Source organism: Pseudomonas sp. CBC3 (assembly GCF_037967085.1).
Lineage (GTDB): Bacteria > Pseudomonadota > Gammaproteobacteria > Pseudomonadales > Pseudomonadaceae > Stutzerimonas.
Window position 1 is genome coordinate 171,494 of the sequence record NZ_JBANEO010000003.1, and the last position, 22,786, is coordinate 194,279.

Below are 22,786 nucleotides of genomic sequence, written 5' to 3' on the forward strand. Positions count from 1 at the left end.
ATGCGCGCCGGGGTGATCAGCTGGCAGCTGGCCCAGACGTTCTGGGTCGGCGGCCTTTGGTTACTGCAATTCGTGGTGTTGCCGGCGCTGGCAAAAATTGGCCTGGCGCCGCTATTGATCGAAGAGATTGCATCCAGCCTTCGGCCACTGCTGGTGGGCTTTGCTGCGTTCTGTGTCGGGCTGCAGGCAATTGTATTAATCCAGTCCGAAGGCTTTCGCAGTCTTTGGCGAGATGTGCGTGGTCAATTGTTGTTGACCGTATTGCTGCTTGCGGCGAGCCACTTCGTCGTGCGCGCAGGCGTCATTGAATCAGCGTACTGGTTGGTTTTCAGCTATTTGGTAATGGGGTTGTGCGGGCTGATGCTGGTGCTGCAGGTCGCTCCCGGACGGGAGCGATAGGCTAAAGGCGCTGAAGGCGAAAGCGGTTCAGCCCTGAAAGCGATGCACATTCGATAGTTGCTTGTTTACTTTCGGATTCTTCCGGTAGACCAATGCCATCTTGCCGATGGATTGAACCAGTTCGCAGCTGCCGATCTTGCAGAGTTCTTCCATTACCGCATGGCGATCGTCGCGCTCGGTGATTCGCAGCTGTACCTTGATCAGCTCGTGATCGTTCAAAGCGCGCTCCAGTTCGGCCTGCACGCCTTCGGTCAGGCCGTTCTCGGACACGATCAAAACCGGCTTCAAATGATGGCCGATAGATTTGTACTGTTTCTTCTGCTCGTTGGTGAGCGGCATAATTCGACCCTTGCGTCAGAACTCTTGAAAACGGCGGCTAGTGTAACTGACACGTCCTGAGCCGCACAGATGAGGTATCAGCTTGGCACGTTCCAAGACCAGCCCGCGTTGGCTGAAAGAGCATTTCGATGACCCCTATGTGAAGATGGCGCAGCGCGATGGCTATCGTTCACGGGCTAGCTACAAATTGCTCGAAATCCAGGAAAAGGACCGGATTCTGCGCCCGGGCATGACGGTGGTCGATCTGGGGGCGGCTCCGGGAGGATGGTCTCAGGTCACCAGTCGTGTCATCGGTGACCGCGGCCGCCTGATAGCCTCTGACATCCTGCCGATGGACAGCATTGCCGATGTGACCTTCGTGCTCGGGGACTTTACCGAGGAGGAGGTCTTCGCAGAAATTCTCCAGGCCATCGGTGATACGCAAGTCGACCTTGTGATTTCGGATATGGCCCCCAATATGAGTGGGGTGAAAGTAGCTGACCAGGCGCGCGCGATGTTTCTCTGCGAGCTGGCATTGGATTTGGCGATGCGTGTATTGCGCCCCGGTGGCGATTTTTTGATCAAGATCTTTCAGGGAGAGGGTTTCGATGCCTACCTGAAGGACGTGCGGCAGAACTTCGACAAGGTGCAGATGCGCAAGCCTCTATCTTCACGGGATCGCTCACGCGAACAGTATTTGTTGGCGCGTGGCTATCGTGGCGAGGAGTAGTCCCTCGGAGCCCCTGCTCCAGTGGTCTGATAGCGATTCCGGCTGGCGCCAACTGCAGGATTACGGGCTAGCATGTTTCATATCGGGTTACAGACCAAGCTGCCCGTTCAGTAACGTTGTGTAGTAAGTTAGGCCGAGAGCGAACCATCGGCCGTCATGCGGGCTCTCGACAACGAGCTCGCTCTAGAGGGTAGTGAATTGAACGACATGGCAAAAAACCTGATTCTGTGGTTGATCATTGCCGCTGTCCTGGTGACGGTGATGAACAACTTTTCCAGCCCGACCGAGCCCCAGACGCTCAATTATTCTGATTTCATCGAGCAGGTGAAGGAAGGTGGGGTGGAGCGCGTGACCGTCGACGGCTTCGTCATTACCGGCAAACGCAGTGATGGTGAAACCTTCAAGACGATTCGTCCGGCAATTCAGGACAACGGTCTGATTGGCGATCTGATCAATAACAATGTGGTGATCGAAGGCAAACAGCCGGAGCAGCAGAGCATCTGGACGCAGTTGCTGGTCGCTAGTTTCCCGATCTTGGTAATCATCGCGGTTTTCATGTTCTTCATGCGTCAGATGCAGGGCGGAGCGGGCGGCAAGGGCGGGCCGATGAGCTTCGGCAAGAGCAAGGCGCGCCTGCTGTCCGAAGACCAGGTCAAGACCACTTTTGCCGACGTCGCCGGCTGCGACGAGGCTAAGGAAGAAGTAACCGAGCTTGTCGAGTTCCTGCGCGATCCAGGCAAGTTCCAGCGCCTTGGTGGCCGTATTCCGCGCGGTGTGTTGATGGTGGGGTCGCCAGGTACCGGTAAGACATTGCTGGCCAAGGCGGTCGCTGGCGAGGCCAAGGTTCCGTTCTTCACCATCTCCGGTTCCGACTTCGTCGAAATGTTCGTCGGTGTGGGCGCGAGCCGTGTGCGCGACATGTTCGAGCAGGCCAAGAAGCACGCGCCGTGCATCATCTTCATCGATGAAATCGATGCCGTCGGTCGTCACCGTGGCGCAGGTCTGGGTGGTGGTCATGATGAGCGCGAGCAGACGCTCAACCAGCTGCTGGTCGAGATGGACGGCTTTGAAATGAACGACGGCATCATCGTCATTGCTGCAACCAACCGTCCTGACGTACTCGATCCGGCATTGCTGCGCCCTGGTCGTTTTGACCGCCAAGTGGTGGTTGGATTGCCCGATATTCGTGGTCGCGAACAGATTCTTAAAGTTCATATGCGCAAGGTTCCGCTCGGCGACAGTGTCGAGCCGGCGTTGATCGCTCGTGGTACTCCTGGCTTCTCGGGTGCCGATTTGGCCAACTTGGTCAACGAAGCCTCGCTGTTCGCCGCGCGCGCTGGTAAGCGCCTGGTTGAAATGAAAGAATTCGAGTTGGCGAAGGACAAGATCATGATGGGCGCCGAGCGCAAATCCATGGTCATGTCTGAGAAGGAGCGCCTCAATACTGCCTATCACGAGGCGGGTCACGCCATTGTTGGGCGCGTCGTTCCTGAGCATGATCCGGTTTACAAGGTTTCAATCATTCCTCGTGGTCGGGCGCTTGGCGTCACGATGTTCCTTCCCGAGGAGGACCGCTACAGCTTGTCCAAGCGTGCTTTGATCAGTCAGATCTGCTCCTTGTTCGGTGGTCGTATCGCCGAGGAGATGACGCTTGGCTTCGATGGTGTTACGACCGGTGCATCGAATGACATCATGCGCGCTACCCAGCTGGCCCGTAACATGGTCACCAAGTGGGGCTTATCCGAAAAGCTCGGTCCTCTGATGTACGCCGAAGAAGAAGGCGAAGTATTCCTTGGGCGCAGTGCCGGCAGTCAGCACACCAATGTTTCCGGGGATACAGCCAAGCTGATCGACCTTGAGGTACGCAGCATCATCGATCACTGCTATGACACGGCCAGGCAGATTCTGGCTGACAACCGCGACAAGCTCGATGTGATGGCCGAGACGCTGATGAAATACGAAACCATCGACTCCGACCAGATCGACGACATCATGGCGGGGCGGACCCCGCGCGAGCCTCGCGATTGGCAGGACGGTTCAGGCCCAACGGGAACGCCCGTTCAGCCTGAAGGCGATCGCCCGCAGGCTCCAATCGGTGGCCCCGCTGGCGAGCACTAGCTAAGGCTTTTAAATGACTGAAATGTTGCACCCAACCCGGCTGTCTTGTGGCAGCCGGGTTCTTGATTTATCGCGTCCACATGTCATGGGCATCCTCAACGTCACGCCTGACTCGTTCTCTGACGGAGGCCGGCATGTCGGCGTCAATGCGGCGTTGCGTCACGCTGATGCGATGGTGTCTGCCGGTGCGACACTGGTTGATATTGGCGGGGAGTCGACGCGCCCGGGTGCACGTGTCGTTTCGCCGTTAGAGGAGCTGGAACGTGTGGCGCCGGTGGTCGAAGCGATATCGCGCGAGCTCGACGTGGTCATCTCGGTGGATACCTCGACGCCGGCAGTGATTCGCGAGAGTGCACGTCTTGGCGCTGGTCTGATCAATGACGTTCGTTCGCTTTCCCGCGACGGCGCACTGGACGCAGCGGCCGATAGTGGTCTTCCGGTGTGCTTGATGCACATGCGGGGCGAGCCGGCCAACATGCAGATCGATCCGCGCTACGACGATGTCGCGGCCGACGTGTTGGGCTTCCTGCGCGAGCGCATGGAAGTTTGTATTGGCTCGGGCATTCCTGTGGAGCGGATCGTGCTCGATCCCGGGTTTGGCTTCGCGAAGACCCTTTCGCATAATCTCAGTCTGTTTAAGCATATGGAGCAGCTTCACGAGTTGGGGCGGCCGTTGCTAGTTGGTATCTCGCGAAAGAGCATGATTGGACAGACGCTCGGTCGTGATGTGGCGCATCGTCTCTATGGAAGCCTGGGGCTTGCCGCGCTCGCAGTAGCGAAGGGGGCCTGCATCCTGCGTGTGCATGACGTTGCCGAAACGATTGATGTGGTTCGAATGGTTGCCGCCGTGCAAGCGGCGGAATAGGAATTTAGTCATGGCTAGAAAGTATTTTGGAACTGACGGCATACGCGGCCATGTGGGGCAATTTCCAATCACCCCGGACTTTATGCTCAGGCTGGGGTGGGCGGCCGGGATGGCGTTTCGCAAGCAAGGCAAGTGCCGCATCCTGATTGGCAAGGACACCCGCATATCTGGATACATGTTCGAATCGGCGTTGCAGGCCGGGCTTTCCGCGGCAGGTGCCGACGTGCTGCTGCTCGGTCCAATGCCGACACCCGCGGTCGCTTATCTGACTCGTACCTTCCACGCTGACGCGGGTATCGTGATTAGCGCCTCGCACAATCCTCACCACGACAACGGCATCAAGTTCTTCTCTGGACGGGGTACCAAGTTGCCGGATGAGGTTGAGTTGATGATAGAAGAGTTGCTCGATACGCCAATGACAGTCGTGGAGTCCGCTCAGCTCGGCAAAGCATCGCGCATCAACGATGCTGCTGGTCGCTACATCGAGTTCTGCAAGAGCAGCGTTCCCACCAGTACCGACTTCTCCGGCATGAAGATCGTGCTCGATTGCGCCCACGGCGCGACCTACAAGGTGGCTCCTAGCGTCTTTCGTGAGCTTGGATCGGAAGTGGTGGTGATCGCTGCCCAGCCCGACGGGCTGAATATCAACGCCGACGTTGGATCGACTCACATCGCACAATTGCAGAAAGCTGTGGTCGAGCACGGCGCGGATCTCGGTATCGCCTTCGATGGTGACGGCGACCGAGTGATGATGGTCGACCACACTGGTGCGCAGGTGGATGGGGACGAGTTGCTCTACATCATCGCCACCGACTTGCAAGAGCGCGAGTGCCTGGCGGGCGGGGTTGTTGGCACCCTGATGAGTAACCTGGGCCTCGAGCTAGCACTGAAGACGCGCGACATTCCCTTCGTACGAGCGAAGGTTGGCGACCGTTATGTAATGGCGGAAATGCTAGAGCGTAACTGGGTGCTCGGCGGGGAAAACTCAGGGCACATTGTCTGCGCGCAGCATGTGTCCACCGGAGATGCCATCATCGCAGCGCTTCAGGTCGTGCTTGCTCTGAGGAGGCGCGGGCAAAATCTGGCGCAAGAGCGGCTGGCCTGGAACAAGTGTCCGCAGGTCCTGATTAACGTGCGTTTCGCAGGTGATCGAGATCCGATCTCGCACCCCCAGGTTCAGGCCGTCTGTGACAGTGTCACCGAGCGAATGGCTGGTCGGGGGCGTGTATTGTTGCGCAAATCCGGGACCGAGCCTTTGGTGCGCGTGATGGTCGAAGGCGACGACGAAAAACAGGTTCGCAACTACGCCGAGGAGCTAGCCAAAGTGGTTGCTGAAGTTTGTGCATGATTCCCGCTTGCCAGGTGTGTTGCCGTTGAGTACCATCTGCGCCCACTTTGACCGACGAGGTAAAGCATGCGTCGCCCACTGGTAGCTGGTAACTGGAAGATGAACGGTACCCGCGCCAGCGTCGCAGAGCTGATCGATGCGCTTCGTCAGCAGGATATGCCTGCCGAAGTAGAAGTAGTGGTATTTCCAAGCTGTCTGCATTTGGCGCAGGTAGTTATCGATCTGGATGGCAAGGCGATCGCGGTAGGTGCCCAGGATTGCGCAGCGCAGGCTGGCTTCGGTGCCTTTACCGGTGAGGAATCCGCATCGCAGTTGGCTGATGTGGGATGCAAGTGGGTGCTGGTTGGCCATTCTGAGCGACGCCTGATAATGGGCGAGAGCGACGATGTGGTAAGTAGAAAATTCGCAGCGGCATTGGAGTGTGGGATGACTCCGGTGCTTTGTCTGGGAGAGACGCTTGAACAGCGTCAGGCCGGACAGACGTTAGAAGTGGTAGGGCGTCAGTTGGCTCGAATAATAACTGATGCCGGTATCTCTGCTTTCGAGCGAGCAGTTGTGGCATATGAGCCGGTGTGGGCGATAGGTTCCGGGCTCACGGCGACTCCGCAGCAGGCTCAGGAAGTGCATGCGGCCATTCGAGGGCAGCTGGCGCTGGAGGATCAACGTATCGCTGATGGCGTGCGTCTTCTCTATGGCGGCAGTGTGAAGGCGGAGAACGCTTTCGAGCTTTTCGAGATGGCGGATATTGATGGGGGGCTTATAGGTGGTGCCTCTCTGAAATCGAATGATTTCGGCGCGATCTGTCGTGCCGCAGGGAACTGATCAGATGTTGCAGACTGTTGTGATTGTGGTGCATCTGCTGGTTGCCATTGGTGTGGTTGTGCTGGTGTTGCTGCAGCAGGGCAAGGGGGCGGACGCTGGTGCGTCTTTCGGTTCGGGTGCTTCGGCAACTGTTTTCGGGAGTCAAGGTTCCTCTACCTTTCTAAGTCGTTTTACTGCTATACTCGCCGGCGTTTTTTTCGTGACGAGTCTGGGGTTGGCGTTCTTTGCAACGCAGCAGGCCGATCAGATGTCGCAGGCAGGTTTGCCGGATCCGGCGGTGCTGGAAGTTCCAGTCAGCAAGCCAGTGGTTGAAGATGTTCCGGTCTTGGAATCTGCTCCGTCCGCGCCTAGCGCAGATGATGTGCCTCAGATTCAGGAGCAGCAGTAAGGTTTTTGCCGAGGTGGTGGAATTGGTAGACACGCTACCTTGAGGTGGTAGTGGCCATAGGCTGTAGGGGTTCGAGTCCCCTCCTCGGTACCAAACAAGCAGGCCCGCAGATGCGGGCTTTCTTGTTTTCAGGTGTTTGGGTTGACCTGTTTTGTATGCGGTCGTATAATTCGTGCCCAGTTTGACGCGGGGTGGAGCAGTCTGGTAGCTCGTCGGGCTCATAACCCGAAGGTCGTTGGTTCAAATCCAGCCCCCGCAACCAGTTAATGAGAAGCCCCTGTCGAGGGGCTTTTTATTAGCTTCAAGCCAGATCGCCGGCATCTACAGGCGATCATAAGGGATGGGCGTTTCGCCCATTTTTCATTTGTACAGCATGCGCGAGGGACTTCGATGTCGAGCAAGCTAGAACAGTTGCAGGCCTTGTTGGCCCCGGTGGTCGAGGCGCTCGGCTATCAATGCTGGGGCATCGAGTTCATTTCGCAGGGTCGGCATTCCTTGTTGAGGGTCTATATCGATCACTCCAATGGGATTCTTGTCGATGACTGCGAGAAGGTCAGCCGCCAGCTGAGCGGTATTCTCGACGTCGAGGATCCGATCAGTTCCGATTACACGCTTGAAGTGTCCTCGCCTGGTATGGATCGACCGTTGTTCACACTTGAACAGTACTCGGCGCACGTAGGCGAACAGGTCAAAATAAAGCTGCGCTCGCCCTTCGAGGGCCGGCGCAATTTCCAGGGTCTTCTCCGCGGGGTTGAAGAGCAGGACGTGGTAGTGCTGGTAGATGATCACGAGTATCTGTTGCCGATCGATATGATCGACAAGACCAACATAATTCCCCGTTTTGAGTGAATCGCGGATCCCGCGGACCCCAATGGATTGCGAAAGGCGAGGCGTACGATGAGCAAAGAAGTACTGCTGGTTGTGGAGTCGGTATCCAATGAAAAAGGCGTACCGGCCGGTGTGATTTTCGAGGCATTGGAGCTGGCTCTGGCCACGGCTACCAAGAAGCGCTTCGAAGACGAGGTGGACCTAAGGGTTGAGATCAATCGGCAGAACGGTAGTTACGAGACCTTCCGCCGCTGGACGGTGGTCGAAGAAGAGGATTTCGACGATCCGGCGCATCAGGTGACTGTCGATATGCAGCAGGCGCGTGAAGCCGACGCCAAGCTCGGTGACGTTCTGGAAGAGAAGATCGAGTCGATTGAGTTCGGCCGCATTGCTGCGCAGACAGCCAAACAGGTCATCGTGCAGAAGGTACGAGAAGCCGAGCGCGCACAGGTGGTCGAGGCTTATCGTGATCGCCTGGGCGAGATCATCTCCGGCACGGTGAAGAAGGTTACCCGTGACAGCGTCATCGTCGACTTGGGCAACAATGCCGAAGCGTTGTTGGCCCGCGAAGATATCATCGCTCGCGAAACCTTCCGGGTTGGCGCTCGCGTTCGCGCGCTGCTCAAGGAAATCCGTACCGAAAACCGCGGCCCGCAGCTCATTCTGTCCCGCACCGCGCCGCAGATGCTGATTGAACTGTTCCGTATCGAAGTGCCGGAAATCGCAGAAGGTCTGATCGAAGTGATGGGCGCTTCGCGTGATCCAGGCTCGCGCGCCAAGATTGCCGTTCGCTCCAAGGACAAGCGTATCGATCCGCAAGGCGCTTGTATCGGTATGCGTGGTTCGCGCGTACAGGCTGTATCCGGCGAAATCGGTGGCGAGCGCGTCGATATCGTGCTCTGGGACGAGAATCCTGCCCAGTTCGTTATCAACGCGATGGCGCCAGCGGAAGTCGCTGCCATCATCGTCGATGAAGATGCCCACGCCATGGATATCGCCGTCGGCGAGGACAATTTGGCTCAAGCCATCGGTCGCGGTGGTCAGAACGTGCGCCTCGCCAGTCAACTGACCAGCTGGACGCTAAACGTGATGACCGAGGCGGATATCCAGGATAAGCAGCAGGCTGAAACTGGCGATATTCTGCGCAATTTCATCGAAGAGCTGGATGTCGATGAGGAACTCGCGCAGGTACTGGTCGAAGAGGGCTTCACTTCGCTCGAAGAGGTTGCCTACGTCCCAATGGAGGAAATGCTCGGCATCGAAGGCTTCGACGAAGAGATCGTCAATGAGCTGCGAACCCGTGCCAAGGATCGTTTGCTGACCAAGGCGATCGCAACGGAAGAAAAACTGGCAGATGCCCAGCCGGCCGAGGATTTGCTCGAGCTGGACGGCATGGACAAGGAACTGGCGGTCGAGTTGGCAATGCGGGGTGTCATCACCCGCGAAGACCTGGCCGAGCAGTCGATTGACGACCTGCTCGACATAGACGGCATAGATCAAGAACGTGCCGGCAAGCTGATCATGGCCGCCCGAGCCCATTGGTTCGAGTAAGTAATTTAGCGGCCTGAGGAGAGAGATGCATGACGCAAGTCACGGTGAAAGAACTGGCCCAAGTGGTCGACACACCGGTCGAGCGACTGCTGCAGCAGATGCGTGAGGCAGGACTGTCGCACACCAGCGCCGAGCAAGTAGTGACCGATAACGAAAAGCAAGCGCTGTTGGCGCACTTAAAGAGCAGCCACGGCGCCAAGGTGGATGAGCCGCGCAAGATTACGTTGCAGCGCAAGACCACCACCAAACTGAAAGTGGGTGGTAGCAAAACCATCAGCGTTGAAGTTCGCAAGAAGAAAACCTTCGTCAAGCGTAGCGCCGACGAAATCGAGGCCGAGAAGCAGCGCGAGCTGGAAGAGCAGCGTGCCGCTGAAGAGGCGACTCGTCAGAAGGCTGCCGAGGAAGAGCGCCTGCGCGCCGAGGAAGAGGCTCGCCTCCAAGCGGAAGCAGCGGCGCAAGCAGCAGTTTCTGCACCAGTCGAGGCACCGGTTGCGGCAGTTACTCCTGAGCCCGCTCCGGCCGTCCCGGTCGAAGAGCGCAAGAAGGATGAGCCGCGTCGCACAGACAAGGCCCGGAGCGACGATGATGAGCGTCGTGATCGTAAACAGGCGCAGCATCGCCCTTCGCTGAAGGCCAAAGCGCCACTGTCGCGTACCGTCCGTAGCGGCGAAGACGATGCGGACGGCTTCCGTCGCGGTGGTCGCGGCAAGTCGAAGCTGAAGAAGCGCAACGCGCATGGTTTCCAGAGCCCGACTGGCCCGATCGTTCGTGAAGTCGCCATTGGCGAGACCATCACTGTCGGTGATCTGGCACAGCAGATGTCGGTCAAGGCGGCTGAAGTCATCAAGTTCATGTTCAAGATGGGCAGCCCGGTAACCATCAACCAGGTGCTGGATCAGGAAACTGCTCAGCTGATCGCCGAAGAGTTGGGCCACAAGGTCAAGCTGGTCAGCGACAACGCCCTGGAAGAGCAATTGGCTGAACTGTTGAAGTTCGAAGGCGAAGCGATCACCCGAGCGCCGGTCGTGACCGTAATGGGCCACGTCGACCATGGTAAAACCTCGTTGCTCGACTATATTCGTCGCGCCAAGGTAGCGGCTGGTGAGGCGGGTGGCATCACTCAGCACATCGGTGCCTATCACGTGGAAACCGAGCGTGGCATGGTCACCTTCCTCGATACGCCCGGTCACGCTGCGTTTACCGCGATGCGTGCTCGTGGTGCGCAGGCGACAGACATCGTCATCCTCGTGGTCGCTGCCGATGACGGCGTGATGCCGCAGACGATCGAAGCGATTCAGCATGCCAAGGCCGCGGGTGTTCCGCTGGTCGTGGCTGTGAACAAGATCGACAAGCCGGGTGCCGACCTTGATCGGATCCGTAGCGAGTTGTCCGTTCATGAAGTGACTTCCGAAGAGTGGGGCGGTGATACGCCATTCGTGTCGGTTTCCGCCAAGATGGGTACCGGCGTCGACGACCTGCTCGAGGCCGTTCTGCTACAGGCCGAGATTCTCGAACTGACGGCAACTCCGTCCGCTCCGGGGCGTGGCGTTGTGGTCGAATCGCGTCTGGACAAAGGACGTGGCCCGGTCGCTACGGTTCTAGTACAGGACGGCACGCTGCGTCAGGGTGACATGGCGCTGGTTGGCTCGAACTTCGGTCGTATTCGCGCCATGCTCGACGAGAATGGTAAGCCGATCAAGGAAGCCGGCCCGTCGATTCCGGTCGAGATTCTTGGTCTCGACGGTACGCCAGACGCAGGTGACGAGCTCAGCGTGCTGGCAGACGAGAAGAAGGCACGTGAAGTGGCCCTGTTCCGTCAGGGCAAGTTCCGCGAAGTGAAACTGGCTCGCGCTCACGCCGGCAAGCTGGAAAACATCTTCGAGAACATGGGGCAGGAAGAGAAGAAGACGCTCAACATCGTCCTCAAGTCCGACGTACGTGGCTCACTCGAAGCGCTGCAAGGATCGCTCAGCGGTCTGGGCAACGACGAAGTGCAGGTTCGCGTGATCGGTGGCGGTGTCGGTGGTATCACCGAAAGCGACGCCAACCTGGCCCTGGCTTCCAATGCCGTATTGTTCGGTTTCAACGTTCGCGCTGATGCCGGTGCCCGCAAGATCGTCGAGCAGGAAGGTCTGGATCTGCGTTACTACAACGTGATCTACGACATCATCGAAGACGTCAAGAAAGCCCTGACCGGCATGCTTGGCAGTGACGTTCGGGAGAACATCCTCGGCATCGCTGAAGTTCGCGATGTATTCCGTTCGCCGAAGTTTGGCGCCGTCGCAGGCTGCATGGTCATCGAAGGCATGGTCCACCGCAATCGTCCGATCCGCGTTCTGCGCGACGACGTGGTCATCTTCGAAGGCGAGCTGGAATCCCTGCGTCGCTTCAAGGATGACGTCGCCGAAGTGCGCGCCGGTATGGAGTGCGGTATCGGGGTCAAGAGCTACAACGACGTCAAGGCTGGTGACAAGATCGAAGTGTTCGAGAAGGTCGAAGTGGCGCGTTCGCTCTAAGCAAAACGCTAGCTTGAAGCTGGAAGTCAGAAGCCGGAAGCCGCTCGTGCAGCTTCCGGCTTTGGGCTTCCAGCTTTCGGCTTTTAAGAAGGTATGAAAGATGGCAAAAGATTACAGTCGTACCCAGCGTATCGGCGACCAGATGCAGCGCGAGCTGGCACAGCTGATTCAGCGTGAAGTCAAGGACCCGCGTTTGGGTTTGGTAACCATTACCGGGGTCGAGGTCAGTCGTGACCTGTCCCATGCCAAGATATTCATCACCGTCATGGGCAAGGATGACGATGAAGACGCCGTCAAATCCAGCCTTCGGATTCTCAACGAAGCGAGTGGATTTCTGCGTATGCAGCTGGGCAAGGCGATGAAGTTGCGCACGGTGCCGCAGTTGCACTTCAACTACGACGCCAGCGTTCGTCGCGGTGTCGAACTGGCCTCGCTGATCGAGCGTGCTGTCGCGGAAGACCGCAAACACAGCGATGATGTTGGAGAGTAACGCGTGGCCCAGGTAAAACGTGTTCGCCGTGCAGTTAGCGGCATCATCCTTCTCGATAAGCCTCGTGGGTTCACGTCTAACGCGGCGTTGCAGAAGGTTCGCTGGTTGCTCAACGCCGAAAAGGCGGGGCATACAGGGAGTCTGGATCCTCTGGCGACCGGCGTGCTGCCGTTGTGTTTTGGCGAAGCCACCAAGTTTTCCCAGTATCTACTCGATGCCGACAAGGGCTACGAGACCGTTGCCCAGCTCGGCGTGACCACCACCACGGCTGATGCCGAGGGAGAGGTGATCGAGCGCAAGCCTGTCGCCGTCAGCGCAGCGCAGATCGAGGCGCTTCTACCGGAGTTTCGCGGTGACCTGCAGCAGGTGCCGCCGATGTATTCGGCACTCAAGCGTGACGGTCAGCCACTGTACAAGCTGGCGCGTGCCGGAGAGGTAGTGGAGCGCGAGCCGCGTTCTGTTACCATTGCCCGCCTGGATTTGCTCTCGCTGGAAGACGATAGGGCGCGTTTGGCCGTCGCTTGCAGCAAGGGCACTTATATCCGCACGCTCGTCGAAGATATCGGGCTGAAGTTGGGTTGTGGTGCACACGTAGCCGAACTGCGGCGGACTCAGGCTGGGCCTTTCGATCTGACCCAGACCGTCAGTCTCGAAGAGCTCGAGCGGGTCCATGCCGAAGGCGGGGCGGAGGCGGTGGATGCCTTTCTCAAGCCGGTCGATAGCGGGCTGGAGCATTGGCCGCTGCTGCAGCTTTCAGAGCACAGCGCCTTTTATTGGCTTCATGGTCAGCCGGTACGGGCACCGGAAGCGCCGAAATTCGGCATGCTGCGGGTGCAGGATCATAACGGTCGCTTCATCGGCATCGGTGAAGTGAGTGAGGACGGGCGCATTGCGCCGCGTCGACTGATTCGGTCGGAATGACCGATACGCAATGCGCCTCGGTGGTGTGTTGCGTCACGAGGATGGCTGTTGGCAGGCACGGTCAGCCCTCTTTTAAAACACGGGATGCGTCCCGGCCTGTTCACTGTAAGGAGCCCATCATGGCACTTAGCGTTGAAGAAAAAGCCCAGATCGTTAACGAGTACAAGCAAGCTGAAGGCGACACCGGTTCTCCGGAAGTGCAGGTAGCCCTGCTGACCGCCAACATCAACAAGCTGCAAGGTCACTTCAAGGCCAACGGCAAAGACCACCACTCGCGTCGTGGTCTGATCCGTATGGTTAACCAGCGCCGTAAGCTGCTGGACTACCTGAAGGGCAAGGACACTACTCGTTACAGCACCCTGATCGGTCGTCTGGGGCTGCGTCGTTAAGACGTAGCGAGCTGGAAGCCTGGAGCTGGAAGCTTGAAGTCGTAAGTTGGAGAAATCTCCGCTTCTGGCTTCGAGCTTCCAGCTTTTTGGCTTTTGCAGGAGAGATCGGGTCCGACTCCCGCCGCTCCCGCCAATTTCCCCCAAAGGCAACAGAGAGAAGGAAAGCACCGTGAACCCGGTAATCAAGAAATTTCAGTTCGGTCAGTCGACCGTAACCCTCGAGACTGGTCGCATCGCCCGTCAGGCATCCGGCGCCGTGCTGGTCACCGTTGATAACGACGTAACCGTGCTGGTCACGGTCGTTGGTGCCAAGACGGCCGACCCGAGCAAGGGCTTTTTCCCGCTCTCGGTCCACTACCAGGAAAAAACCTACGCAGCCGGCAAGATCCCCGGTGGCTTCTTCAAGCGCGAAGCACGTCCTTCGGAAAAAGAAACCCTGACTTCGCGTCTGATCGATCGCCCGATCCGTCCGCTGTTCCCGGAAGGCTTCCAGAACGAAGTGCAGGTCATCTGCACCGTAGTATCGACCAGCAAGAAGACCGATCCGGATATCGCTGCGATGATCGGTACCTCCGCCGCGCTAGCCATCTCCGGTATTCCGTTCAATGGCCCCATCGGCGCCGCACGCGTTGCCTTCCATCCCGAAACCGGTTACCTGCTGAACCCGACCTACGAGCAGCTCAAGGCCTCCAGCCTGGACATGGTCGTAGCCGGCACCAAAGATGCCGTTCTGATGGTCGAATCCGAAGCTAAAGAGCTGACCGAAGACCAGATGCTGGGCGCGGTACTGTTCGCCCATGACGAATTCCAGGCTGTGATCCAGGCCGTTGCCGAGCTGGCAGCCGAAGCCGCCAAGCCAACTTGGGACTGGCAGCCGAAAGCTGAAAACACCGAGTTGCTCAATGCCATCCGCAGCGAGTTCGGCGAGGCGATTTCCCAGGCCTACACCATCATCATCAAGCAGGATCGCTATGCGCGCCTGGGCGAGCTGCGCGAGCAGATCGTTGCCAAGTTCTCTGGTGAAGAAGGCCAGCCGTCCGCCGGTGAAGTGAAGGAAGCCTTCGGCGAGATCGAATACCGCACCGTTCGCGAAAACATCGTCAACGGCAAGCCGCGTATCGATGGCCGCGACACTCGCACCGTTCGTGGCCTGAACATTGAAGTTGGCGTACTCGATAAGACCCACGGCTCGGCACTCTTCACCCGTGGTGAAACCCAGGCGCTGGTGGTGGCTACCCTCGGTACTGCCCGTGACGCGCAGCTGCTCGATACCCTGGAAGGCGAGAAGAAAGACCCCTTCATGCTGCACTACAACTTCCCGCCGTACTCGGTCGGCGAATGTGGCCGCATGGGCGCTACCGGCCGTCGCGAGATTGGTCACGGTCGCCTGGCCCGTCGTGGTGTCGCTGCCATGCTGCCGGGCGCTGACGAATTCCCGTACACCATCCGCGTGGTATCGGAAATCACCGAGTCCAACGGCTCCAGCTCGATGGCGTCGGTCTGTGGTGCTTCGCTGGCACTGATGGACGCCGGTGTGCCGATGAAAGCACCGGTTGCCGGTATCGCCATGGGCCTGGTCAAGGAAGGCGAGAAGTTCGCCGTACTGACCGACATTCTCGGTGACGAAGATCACCTGGGCGACATGGACTTCAAAGTTGCCGGTACCGCCAAGGGCGTCACCGCGCTGCAGATGGACATCAAGATTCAGGGCATCACCGAAGAGATCATGGAGCAGGCGCTGGAGCAGGCCCTGGAAGCGCGTCTGAACATCCTTGGCCAGATGAATCAGGTCATCGCGCAGTCGCGTACCGAGCTGTCGGCCAACGCACCGACCATGATTTCGATGAAGATCGATCAGGACAAGATCCGCGACGTGATCGGCAAGGGTGGCGCCACCATTCGCAGCATCTGCGAAGAAACCAAGGCCTCGATCGACATCGAAGATGATGGCTCGATCAAGATCTTTGGCGAAACCAAGGAAGCGGCCGAGGCTGCCAAGCAACGTGTACTGGGCATCACCGCCGAGGCTGAGGTCGGCAAGATCTACGTCGGCAAGGTCGAGCGCATCGTCGACTTCGGCGCCTTCGTCAACATCCTCCCCGGCAAGGACGGTCTGGTACACATTTCGATGCTGAGCGATCAGCGTGTCGAAAAAGTCACCGATGTGCTCAAGGAAGGTCAGGAAGTCGAAGTGCTGGTGCTGGACGTGGACAACCGCGGTCGCATCAAGCTGTCGATCAAGGACGTGGCGGCGGCGAAAGCTTCGGGCGCCTAACGCAGCGATATAAAAGGACCCTTAAGGTTCTTTTCGATCGAGACGAACCCCGCCAAACGGCGGGGTTCGTTTTTTCAGGCAGGGGTATCTCTTCTAGCGGTCTCTTGGGCTGATACCTAGCTGGTACCTGAGCTTGCGACGATTCATCCAGCCGGCCACGCAACGCACGGCTTTCGTTAGTTGCTCGTCGTCGCGTCAGGTCGTGCTTGTAGCCTATCGAGCAGCAGAAGATTCAGCGCGTTGTTGCAAGTTGCACGCTTCGCTGGAGTGGAACATGCAGTGTGCTAGTGGCGTTCAGCTACTTGAATTCTCAACTTATTGATTTTATTGAGATTTTAAAAAACAAAAAGATGGCATGGCGCTTGCGATATTACCTGTGAATCTGCGTCGGAGTGATGACGCAGACATTTGAAGAAAAACAGGAGTGCCATATGAACATTCAGAACTCTCTTACCGCTGTTGCCGTCGCCGCTGCTCTGAGCTTGCCGATGGCAGGTGCCGCTTTCGCCGACACCACTCCAGCACTGGATAAGACCGATACCGTCATGCTGGCAACCAACGACACCATGAAGGAAGCCGGTGACGCCACGTCCGATACCTGGATCACCACCAAGGTGAAATCGTCCCTGCTGGCGGAAGACGCTACACCGGGCATGGATATCGAAGTGGAAACCAAAGACGGTGTTGTATCGCTGTCAGGCACTGTAGCCACCGAAGCTGAGCGTGAGGCGGCGATCAATAAGGCCAAGTCCATCAAGGGCGTACGTGAAGTCTCGGCAGACGGCCTGAAAGCTGCCGACTGATATTCGCTGCCGTCGCAGGAACAAATGAAGCCCCACTTTACAGTGGGGTTTTTTATATACGTTTCAGCGACCGCGCTGGCTTTCGATCCGGCGCAGCCGGTTTCCTTCGAAACGCAAGAAATGGTACATGCCGTTGGTTGGGCCGTAAGTCCATTCCTCAACTGGGACCTCATGGCGAAAGCCATAGTCATCGAGGATTTCCTTGTAGCCAACCAGGGCGGAGCTGGAGGGCTCGCCGCACTTACTGCTGACCTCGCTGGTAGACGCTTCAAGGCTAACGAGCGCACTGCCGCAGCGATGCGTAGAAGACGCATGGGCATCGATGGAGAATACGAGCAGGCTCAGCAGGAGCAGGGGTGAACTGGGAGACATGTTGAGGCCTCTTAACGAGCGCGGCGGGATTCGATGCGTACCAGCCGGTTGCCTTCGAACGTAAGGATGCTGAGCATGCCGTTGTCAGGCCCATACAACCATTCCTCGACTACCATTTCCCGCCTGGCGTGTGGGCCCAGCGCGTAGCCGACCAGATCCCGCCGCACTGGCGCGCCACACTTGTTCTCAACTTCGAAGGGCCGATCGCCGGTACTGATCAGCGCGCTGCCGCAGCGTAGCGTTTCCGCTTGGGCGAAAGGGGCTGCCAGGATGGTGCTGAGCAGCAGGGTATGGATTATGGCTGGCATCATTCGCTTCCCAGATGCAGGGGCGTTGGGATCTGTCCTTCTTGCTCGGCTTCCGCAATGCCGGTGTCTAGCAGGTACACACGCGAAGCATCGAGGCCAGCCTGGTCGACCAGATAATCCTTGATCGAAGCGGCGCGGGCGCGGCTCAAGCGGCGTAGCAGGGCAGTGCTGTCGGCTCGGCTGGTCAGTATGGCGTCGCGCATCTTCTCGCTGCGTACCTGCTCGTCGAGCTCGCTCCATTGAGTGGGCGGTTGTTGGCCGAGACGGCTGCGATAGATGCCTTCGAGCATGGCGGCTTTCTCCTCATCGCCAATTTCCAGTTGCCCAGCGTCGGCAGGTACCTTGTCGCCGCGACGCTGCAGCATCTTGTACCAGGTTTCCTGATATTCGTTCTGCAGCCATTGTTCGGCCAGCAGCGGTCCGTCGGCCTGAGGTGAGCTCTGTCCTTCGACTTCGAGGCGCAACACGGGGCGCTCATTCAGCGCACGACCCAGGGTGTCCAGGTTGGCGCGCGCCGGCTGATCGAGTTCACTGCTGCCGGGTGCGAAGAGCACTTGGCTGAGATCTTCCTGGTCGCCGCCGACGACACCGGCGAGAAATTTGAACGGTGCCTTGACTGCACGAGTCAGGAGGTTGCGCAGCGTCTGCCAGACGATCGGCATGACATCGAACTGAGGGTTGTTGAGGTCGCCCTGAACCGGCAGCTCCAACGAAATCGTGCCACGACTATCCTTTAGCAGCGCGACGGCCAGGCGTACTGGCAGATCGACCGCTTCGGGACTGTCCACCTTCTCGCCAAGCTGCAGCTGTTGCAGCACGACCTTGTTCTCGGCGTTCAGTTGGCCCTGCTGAATGCGGTAGTGGAGATCGAGATCCATGCGCCCTTTGCGGATGCGATAACCGGCGAACTTTCCAGAGTAGGGCGAAAGGTTGGTCAGTTCGACCTGCCGGAAGCGCGTGGCGATATCGAGGCTCTGCAGCGGATCGAATGGCGTGAGGTTCCCTTTGATGCTGACTGGCGCATAGCGATCAACCTTGCCGTTGATGTCGACCGTGGCCGGTTGCTGCGCCTGGTTGTCGATCGTACCGATCTCGCCGCTGAGCTCCTGCACGGCCGTTATGAAGGGAGGGCGCAGACTGAGGTCGGAAAAATTGGCCGAACCCTCATTGATGGTAATGCCCCCTATGCGAATGCCCATCGGCTCTGCTTGCTCGATTGTCGCAGCAGCCGCGCTATCGCCGTCGGCCGCGGTCGTCTTGTCCACCAACAGGTCATTGATATTGGTGGTGAGGTCCGGATTGATGATGAAGCGCGCGTAGGGTTGGGTCAGGTCGATGCGTTCGATCTGCAACTGTTGGGGATGCTGGTAATCCAGCCCGCCGAGTTGCAAGCGCTGCCATTTGACGAAGTCGCGATTGTTGATGGTATCGAGCGTATGCAGCTGGGTAATCTCGGCTGCCCCTCCGAGATTGAACGCCAGTGGTTCGGTGCCGGTCAGCTCAAGTTCCAGCTGACTGGCCAGCATGCCGCTGCGCAATTCGAGATGCACGAAAGGCGTCAGGTAGGCCTGAGCGATGCGCAGGTCGATATCCTGCGTGCTGATGCTCAGTCGTCCAGACGCAGGCTGCAATCGCAACTGTCCCGCCGCTTGCAAGGTGCCCTGGTTGCCTACGCCGGTGGTCAGTTCCAGCCCGAAAGGCGAAGTGCCCAGGCTGTCGAAATCGGACACGGCAAGATTAAGCGGACCCAGCTGCAGCGCGACCTCATCCGCCGGCACACGGTCACGCAGATGTACCCGGTAGTCGCGTAGCTGGGCGTCACTCAGCAGCACCTGCCAGGCTGTCGACTGGTCGTCGGCGGTAGCTGCTTGTACGGGTCCGACGGCGTCCGTCTGTTCGGCGGTTTCCGGCTGGGTGTTGGCGGACGATGGGGTCAGCAGTTTCTGCCAGTTCAGCTCGCCGTCGGGTTCGCGGGTTACCCAGGTTTCCAGAGCATCGCTGCGCAGGTGGCCGATCACAACCTGTTGCTTGGTCAGATCCAGTGATGTCTGGCTGATTTCAAGCTTGTTCAGGCGAACCATTGGCTGCCCGTCGGCGGTATCGAGTTCGAGTGGTGCCAATTGGGCGTTCAGGTTGCTCAATTGCAGCTCGGTGCGCTCCGCCAGATCGAGCCGATAATCGCTGGCGAAACTGAGCCGGCCTTGCTGCAGGCGCAGTGGTACGGCGTCATGGGCGTAGGCCCAGAAGTCCTTCAGTGCCAGATTGCTGATTTTCAGCTGGCCGGACGAGCTGATGGTTGGCGCCAGATTGAACTGTCCGTTCCAGTCCACCCGGGCACCGCTGGGGCCGGTCGCGACCAGCACCGCATCGGCTGCGTCATCCGAGCGGGTGGCGAAGTTCAGCAGCTCGAAATTGAGTGAGTCGAGGAGGAAGTCGATGGGCTCTTCAGGGCGCTGGTCGGCGAAGCGGACCGAGCCCTCCACCAGCTGCAGTCGGTCGATATGCAGGGCGAAGGGTTCTTCCGGCTCTTGCGGCTCTTCATCTTCAGCAGACGGTGGCAGGTCGAACAGTCGTGTCAGGTTGAGCGTACCGTCTTTGTCGAACACCACTTCGGTGTGCAGCTGGGTCAGCTCGATATTTTCTATCTGCAGGGCGCGGTGCCAGAGGCTGCTCCATTGCAGATCGAGATACAGACGTTGGAAGCCGAGCTGCGGCTGATCAGCCTCGCCGAGGCGCAGGTCGTACAGCGTCAGTTCGAGACTGAATGGGTTGAATTCGATTCGTTCCAGGCGCGCCGGCACCGTCGCGTACTGGATTAGTTGCTGGTTGACGACACGCTGGGCGACACCAGGCAGTATCAAGAAGCCAAGCAGGCAATAGCAGACCAGTGCGGTCATCAGGCCGATGAGTGCGCGCTTCATTCCGTTGGGCATGCGGACCTACATTCCGAGCGATGGACTGCCTTGGAGTATGGCACGCCATGCGGGTTCCTCTATGCCACCGGTAACCCGTACCGCTTCACAATTGCAGCGTGAGAATCTTCAATGGCGGTCGCCCGTCGGCGGAAGGGAAGTCCAGCGCCGGCGACAGCACTTGGCAATCGCGTACCGGCCGTCCGGCCTTCGTTGCGCACCGCAGAACCTGCTCGCGCCAGTCGTCGAGGTCGACCTTCGCCAGGTTGTTGCAGCAGACCAGCACGCCATCTTCAGCGGTGACAAGCAGTGCAGGCTTGAGCAGGCTCTGATAATCGCGCAACAGATCGACGGTGCCGAATGCGCTTTTCGACCAGGCTGGCGGATCGAGCAAGACCAGATCGAACTGTTGCGGTGCAAGGCGCGGATAGTCGGGCAGCGCTCGCCCGCGGCGCTGTGGGACCGGCAAGCCCGCCAACTGACGGATCGCCGGAAAATAATCCGACTGGATGAACCGCATCGGCGCCAGTTCGGGATTGAGCGCGCCGTTCTCCCGTCCGACCGCGAGGTTGCTTTCGGCAAAGTCCAGATTGCACACCTCACGCGCACCACCTGCAGCCGCGCAGAGGCCGACGCCACAGGTGTAAGCGAACAGGTTGAGCACCGACTTGCCGGCGCTGTTGGCCTTGACCCAGCCGCGTGCGTTGCGCAGATCGAGAAACAGCAGCGGATCCTGCCCGCTGTGCCGCGCGCGGACTCGGTAGTTCAGGCCCCATTCCCGACCGACCTGATCGTCCAGCGCCGCCGGATCGGCGCGATAGACCGAGTCGCTGCGGTCGATACGCGAGTTCCCCTGGGAGCGGTCGTTGTAGACCAGCGAGAGGGTTTCGCCGAGGGCGGTGCAAAGCTGTTCGTGCACGGCCAGTAGCACGTCGCGTTCGAGCGGCTGATGAAAGCTTTGCACCAGCAACTGCGGGCCGTAACGATCGATCGTCAGGCCGGGCGCGCCTTCCTGGCTACCGTGGAAGAGTCGGTAACAGTCGGTGGCCTGGTCGTGCAGTTGGTCGAGCAGAGTTTCGCGATGGCGGATGGCGGCGCGCAGCGCCTGTTCGAGAGAAGGCATGCGCGGCGACTCGGAGGGGAGGGCCGCGCAGTTTATCGGAAATAGCCGGCGCTGGGCCGGCTGGGTGCTTAGCGGCGCGCGATCAGCGCTCGATCGCCAGCGCAACGCCCTGACCGCCGCCGATGCACAGCGTTGCCAGCCCTTTATGGGCGTCGCGGCGGATCATTTCGTGCAGCAGGGTGACCAGGATGCGGCAGCCGGAGGCACCAATCGGATGGCCAATGGCGATGGCGCCGCCGTTGACGTTGACCTTCTTCGCGTCCCAGCCGAGCTCCTTGCCGACTGAAAGCGCCTGGGCGGCGAATGCCTCGTTGGCTTCGATCAGGTCGAGCTGATCGAGGCTCCAGCCTGCCTTTTCCAGGCATCGGCGGGTGGCCGATACCGGGGCGATGCCCATGATCGCCGGATCGACACCCGCATTGGCGTAACCGGCGATACGCGCCAGTACCGGTAGACCCAGCGCCTTGGCCTGGTCTGCACTCATCAGTAGCACGGCGGCGGCGCCGTCGTTGAGGCTGGAGGCGTTACCGGCCGTTACGCTACCGTCCTTCTTGAAGGCGGGCTTGAGCTTGCTCAGGCTCTCGGCTGTGGTGCCCGCGCGCGGCTGCTCGTCGGTTTCGAACATCAGTGGATCGCCCTTGCGCTGCGGAATCTCGATCGGCGTGATCTCCGCGCCGAAGCGCCCTGCCTCGATGGCGGCAACCGCCTTCTGTTGGGAGGCTGCGGCGAAGGCATCCTGTTCCTCTCGCGTAATGCCGTACTTCGCGACGAGATTTTCGGCGGTGATGCCCATGTGATAGTCATTGAAGGCGTCCCACAGGCCATCCTGGATCATGCTGTCGAGCACCTTGCCATGACCCATGCGCAGGCCCGTGCGGGCCGCCGGCATGACATAGGGCGCCAGGCTCATGTTCTCCATGCCGCCGGCAATCACTACTTCGGCGTCGCCGCAGCGGATCGCCTGTGTCGCGAGGTGCAGCGCTTTCAGGCCGGAGCCGCAGACCTTGTTCAGCGTCATGGCTGGGACCGCGGCGGGCAGGCCGGCATTGATTGCAGCTTGGCGCGCCGGGTTCTGGCCGGCGCCCGCGGTGAGAACTTGCCCGAGGATGACTTCGTCCACCTCGGCGGGGTCGATGCCTGTTTGTTGCAGCAGACGGCGAATCACCGCCGCGCCCAGGTCGGCTGCAGGAATATTGGCCAGCGCGCCCTGAAAGCTGCCGACGGCGGTACGGGTGGCGGCGACGATGACGACTTCTTGCATGCAGGTTGACCTCGAAAGAGCGGGATTCGCGCGGGACGCCCATGTTGGC

21 protein-coding genes and 2 tRNA genes are annotated in these 22,786 nt (G+C 59.3%); 17 read left to right on the top strand and 6 right to left on the bottom strand.

Annotated features, from left to right (window positions below):
* On the top strand, window positions 1-399 hold the full coding sequence (locus tag V6943_RS13280; RefSeq protein WP_131650790.1) for a DUF4149 domain-containing protein: 399 nt from the start codon (window positions 1-3) through the stop codon (window positions 397-399).
* 27 nt (window positions 400-426) lie between these two features.
* On the opposite strand, the gene V6943_RS13285 is transcribed toward V6943_RS13280, so the two are convergent.
* Complete coding sequence (locus V6943_RS13285; protein ID WP_131650789.1) at window positions 427-738, bottom strand: YhbY family RNA-binding protein; 312 nt, start codon at window positions 736-738, stop codon at window positions 427-429.
* 82 nt (window positions 739-820) lie between these two features.
* Between V6943_RS13285 and rlmE the strand changes: the two genes are divergently transcribed.
* The 16 genes from rlmE to V6943_RS13365 all read left to right on the top strand — a co-directional run bounded on the left by rlmE (window position 821) and on the right by V6943_RS13365 (window position 16,761).
* Window positions 821-1,447: a 23S rRNA (uridine(2552)-2'-O)-methyltransferase RlmE gene (gene rlmE, locus V6943_RS13290; protein ID WP_131650788.1), complete on the top strand. Its 627-nt coding sequence runs from the start codon at window positions 821-823 to the stop codon at window positions 1,445-1,447.
* Window positions 1,448-1,654: 207 nt separating this feature from the next.
* On the top strand, window positions 1,655-3,565 hold the full coding sequence (ftsH, locus tag V6943_RS13295; protein WP_131650787.1) for an ATP-dependent zinc metalloprotease FtsH: 1,911 nt from the start codon (window positions 1,655-1,657) through the stop codon (window positions 3,563-3,565).
* A 13-nt stretch (window positions 3,566-3,578) separates the two neighbouring features.
* Window positions 3,579-4,430: a dihydropteroate synthase gene (folP, locus tag V6943_RS13300; RefSeq protein WP_131650786.1), complete on the top strand. Its 852-nt coding sequence runs from the start codon at window positions 3,579-3,581 to the stop codon at window positions 4,428-4,430.
* Window positions 4,431-4,440: 10 nt separating this feature from the next.
* Window positions 4,441-5,778, top strand: a complete 1,338-nt coding sequence (gene glmM / locus V6943_RS13305) for a phosphoglucosamine mutase (RefSeq protein ID WP_131650952.1) — start codon at window positions 4,441-4,443, stop codon at window positions 5,776-5,778.
* Window positions 5,779-5,844: 66 nt separating this feature from the next.
* Window positions 5,845-6,600 carry a triose-phosphate isomerase gene (gene tpiA / locus V6943_RS13310; protein ID WP_197445545.1) on the top strand — a complete coding sequence of 252 codons (756 nt, stop codon included), beginning with the start codon at window positions 5,845-5,847 and terminating at the stop codon, window positions 6,598-6,600.
* 4 nt (window positions 6,601-6,604) lie between these two features.
* Window positions 6,605-6,988: a preprotein translocase subunit SecG gene (secG, locus tag V6943_RS13315; RefSeq protein WP_131650784.1), complete on the top strand. Its 384-nt coding sequence runs from the start codon at window positions 6,605-6,607 to the stop codon at window positions 6,986-6,988.
* A gap of 7 nt (window positions 6,989-6,995) precedes the next feature.
* Window positions 6,996-7,081 (top strand) — tRNA-Leu (locus tag V6943_RS13320).
* Window positions 7,082-7,173: 92 nt separating this feature from the next.
* Window positions 7,174-7,250 (top strand) — tRNA-Met (locus V6943_RS13325).
* Window positions 7,251-7,378: 128 nt separating this feature from the next.
* On the top strand, window positions 7,379-7,837 hold the full coding sequence (gene rimP, locus V6943_RS13330) for a ribosome maturation factor RimP (RefSeq protein ID WP_131650783.1): 459 nt from the start codon (window positions 7,379-7,381) through the stop codon (window positions 7,835-7,837).
* 48 nt (window positions 7,838-7,885) lie between these two features.
* Window positions 7,886-9,367, top strand: a complete 1,482-nt coding sequence (gene nusA, locus V6943_RS13335; RefSeq protein ID WP_197445546.1) for a transcription termination factor NusA — start codon at window positions 7,886-7,888, stop codon at window positions 9,365-9,367.
* A 29-nt stretch (window positions 9,368-9,396) separates the two neighbouring features.
* Entirely contained in the window at window positions 9,397-11,883 is a 2,487-nt protein-coding gene (gene infB, locus V6943_RS13340) for a translation initiation factor IF-2 (RefSeq protein WP_197445547.1), read from the top strand.
* 100 nt (window positions 11,884-11,983) lie between these two features.
* Window positions 11,984-12,373 (top strand): 30S ribosome-binding factor RbfA, encoded by a 390-nt coding sequence (gene rbfA / locus V6943_RS13345; RefSeq protein WP_131650780.1) that lies wholly within the window; start codon window positions 11,984-11,986, stop codon window positions 12,371-12,373.
* A gap of 3 nt (window positions 12,374-12,376) precedes the next feature.
* Window positions 12,377-13,294: a tRNA pseudouridine(55) synthase TruB gene (gene truB / locus V6943_RS13350; protein ID WP_197445548.1), complete on the top strand. Its 918-nt coding sequence runs from the start codon at window positions 12,377-12,379 to the stop codon at window positions 13,292-13,294.
* 119 nt (window positions 13,295-13,413) lie between these two features.
* Window positions 13,414-13,683 (top strand): 30S ribosomal protein S15, encoded by a 270-nt coding sequence (gene rpsO, locus V6943_RS13355; RefSeq protein WP_003280896.1) that lies wholly within the window; start codon window positions 13,414-13,416, stop codon window positions 13,681-13,683.
* 169 nt (window positions 13,684-13,852) lie between these two features.
* Entirely contained in the window at window positions 13,853-15,958 is a 2,106-nt protein-coding gene (pnp, locus tag V6943_RS13360; protein ID WP_340553927.1) for a polyribonucleotide nucleotidyltransferase, read from the top strand.
* A gap of 431 nt (window positions 15,959-16,389) precedes the next feature.
* On the top strand, window positions 16,390-16,761 hold the full coding sequence (locus V6943_RS13365; RefSeq protein ID WP_131650777.1) for a BON domain-containing protein: 372 nt from the start codon (window positions 16,390-16,392) through the stop codon (window positions 16,759-16,761).
* Window positions 16,762-16,824: 63 nt separating this feature from the next.
* On the opposite strand, the gene V6943_RS13370 is transcribed toward V6943_RS13365, so the two are convergent.
* From V6943_RS13370 to V6943_RS13390, 5 genes are all read right to left on the bottom strand, one after another.
* A complete protein-coding gene (locus tag V6943_RS13370; protein WP_340553928.1) occupies window positions 16,825-17,133 on the bottom strand; it encodes a DUF2845 domain-containing protein in 309 nt (102 codons plus the stop codon).
* Window positions 17,134-17,144: 11 nt separating this feature from the next.
* Entirely contained in the window at window positions 17,145-17,441 is a 297-nt protein-coding gene (locus tag V6943_RS13375; protein ID WP_374105183.1) for a DUF2845 domain-containing protein, read from the bottom strand.
* Complete coding sequence (locus V6943_RS13380) at window positions 17,441-20,374, bottom strand: DUF748 domain-containing protein (RefSeq protein ID WP_340553930.1); 2,934 nt, start codon at window positions 20,372-20,374, stop codon at window positions 17,441-17,443. The genes V6943_RS13375 and V6943_RS13380 overlap by 1 nt, the downstream gene beginning before the upstream one ends.
* 85 nt (window positions 20,375-20,459) lie before the next feature.
* Complete coding sequence (locus V6943_RS13385; protein WP_340553931.1) at window positions 20,460-21,476, bottom strand: class I SAM-dependent rRNA methyltransferase; 1,017 nt, start codon at window positions 21,474-21,476, stop codon at window positions 20,460-20,462.
* A gap of 82 nt (window positions 21,477-21,558) precedes the next feature.
* A complete protein-coding gene (locus V6943_RS13390; RefSeq protein ID WP_340553933.1) occupies window positions 21,559-22,737 on the bottom strand; it encodes an acetyl-CoA C-acetyltransferase in 1,179 nt (392 codons plus the stop codon).
* Window positions 22,738-22,786 lie beyond the last annotated feature (49 nt).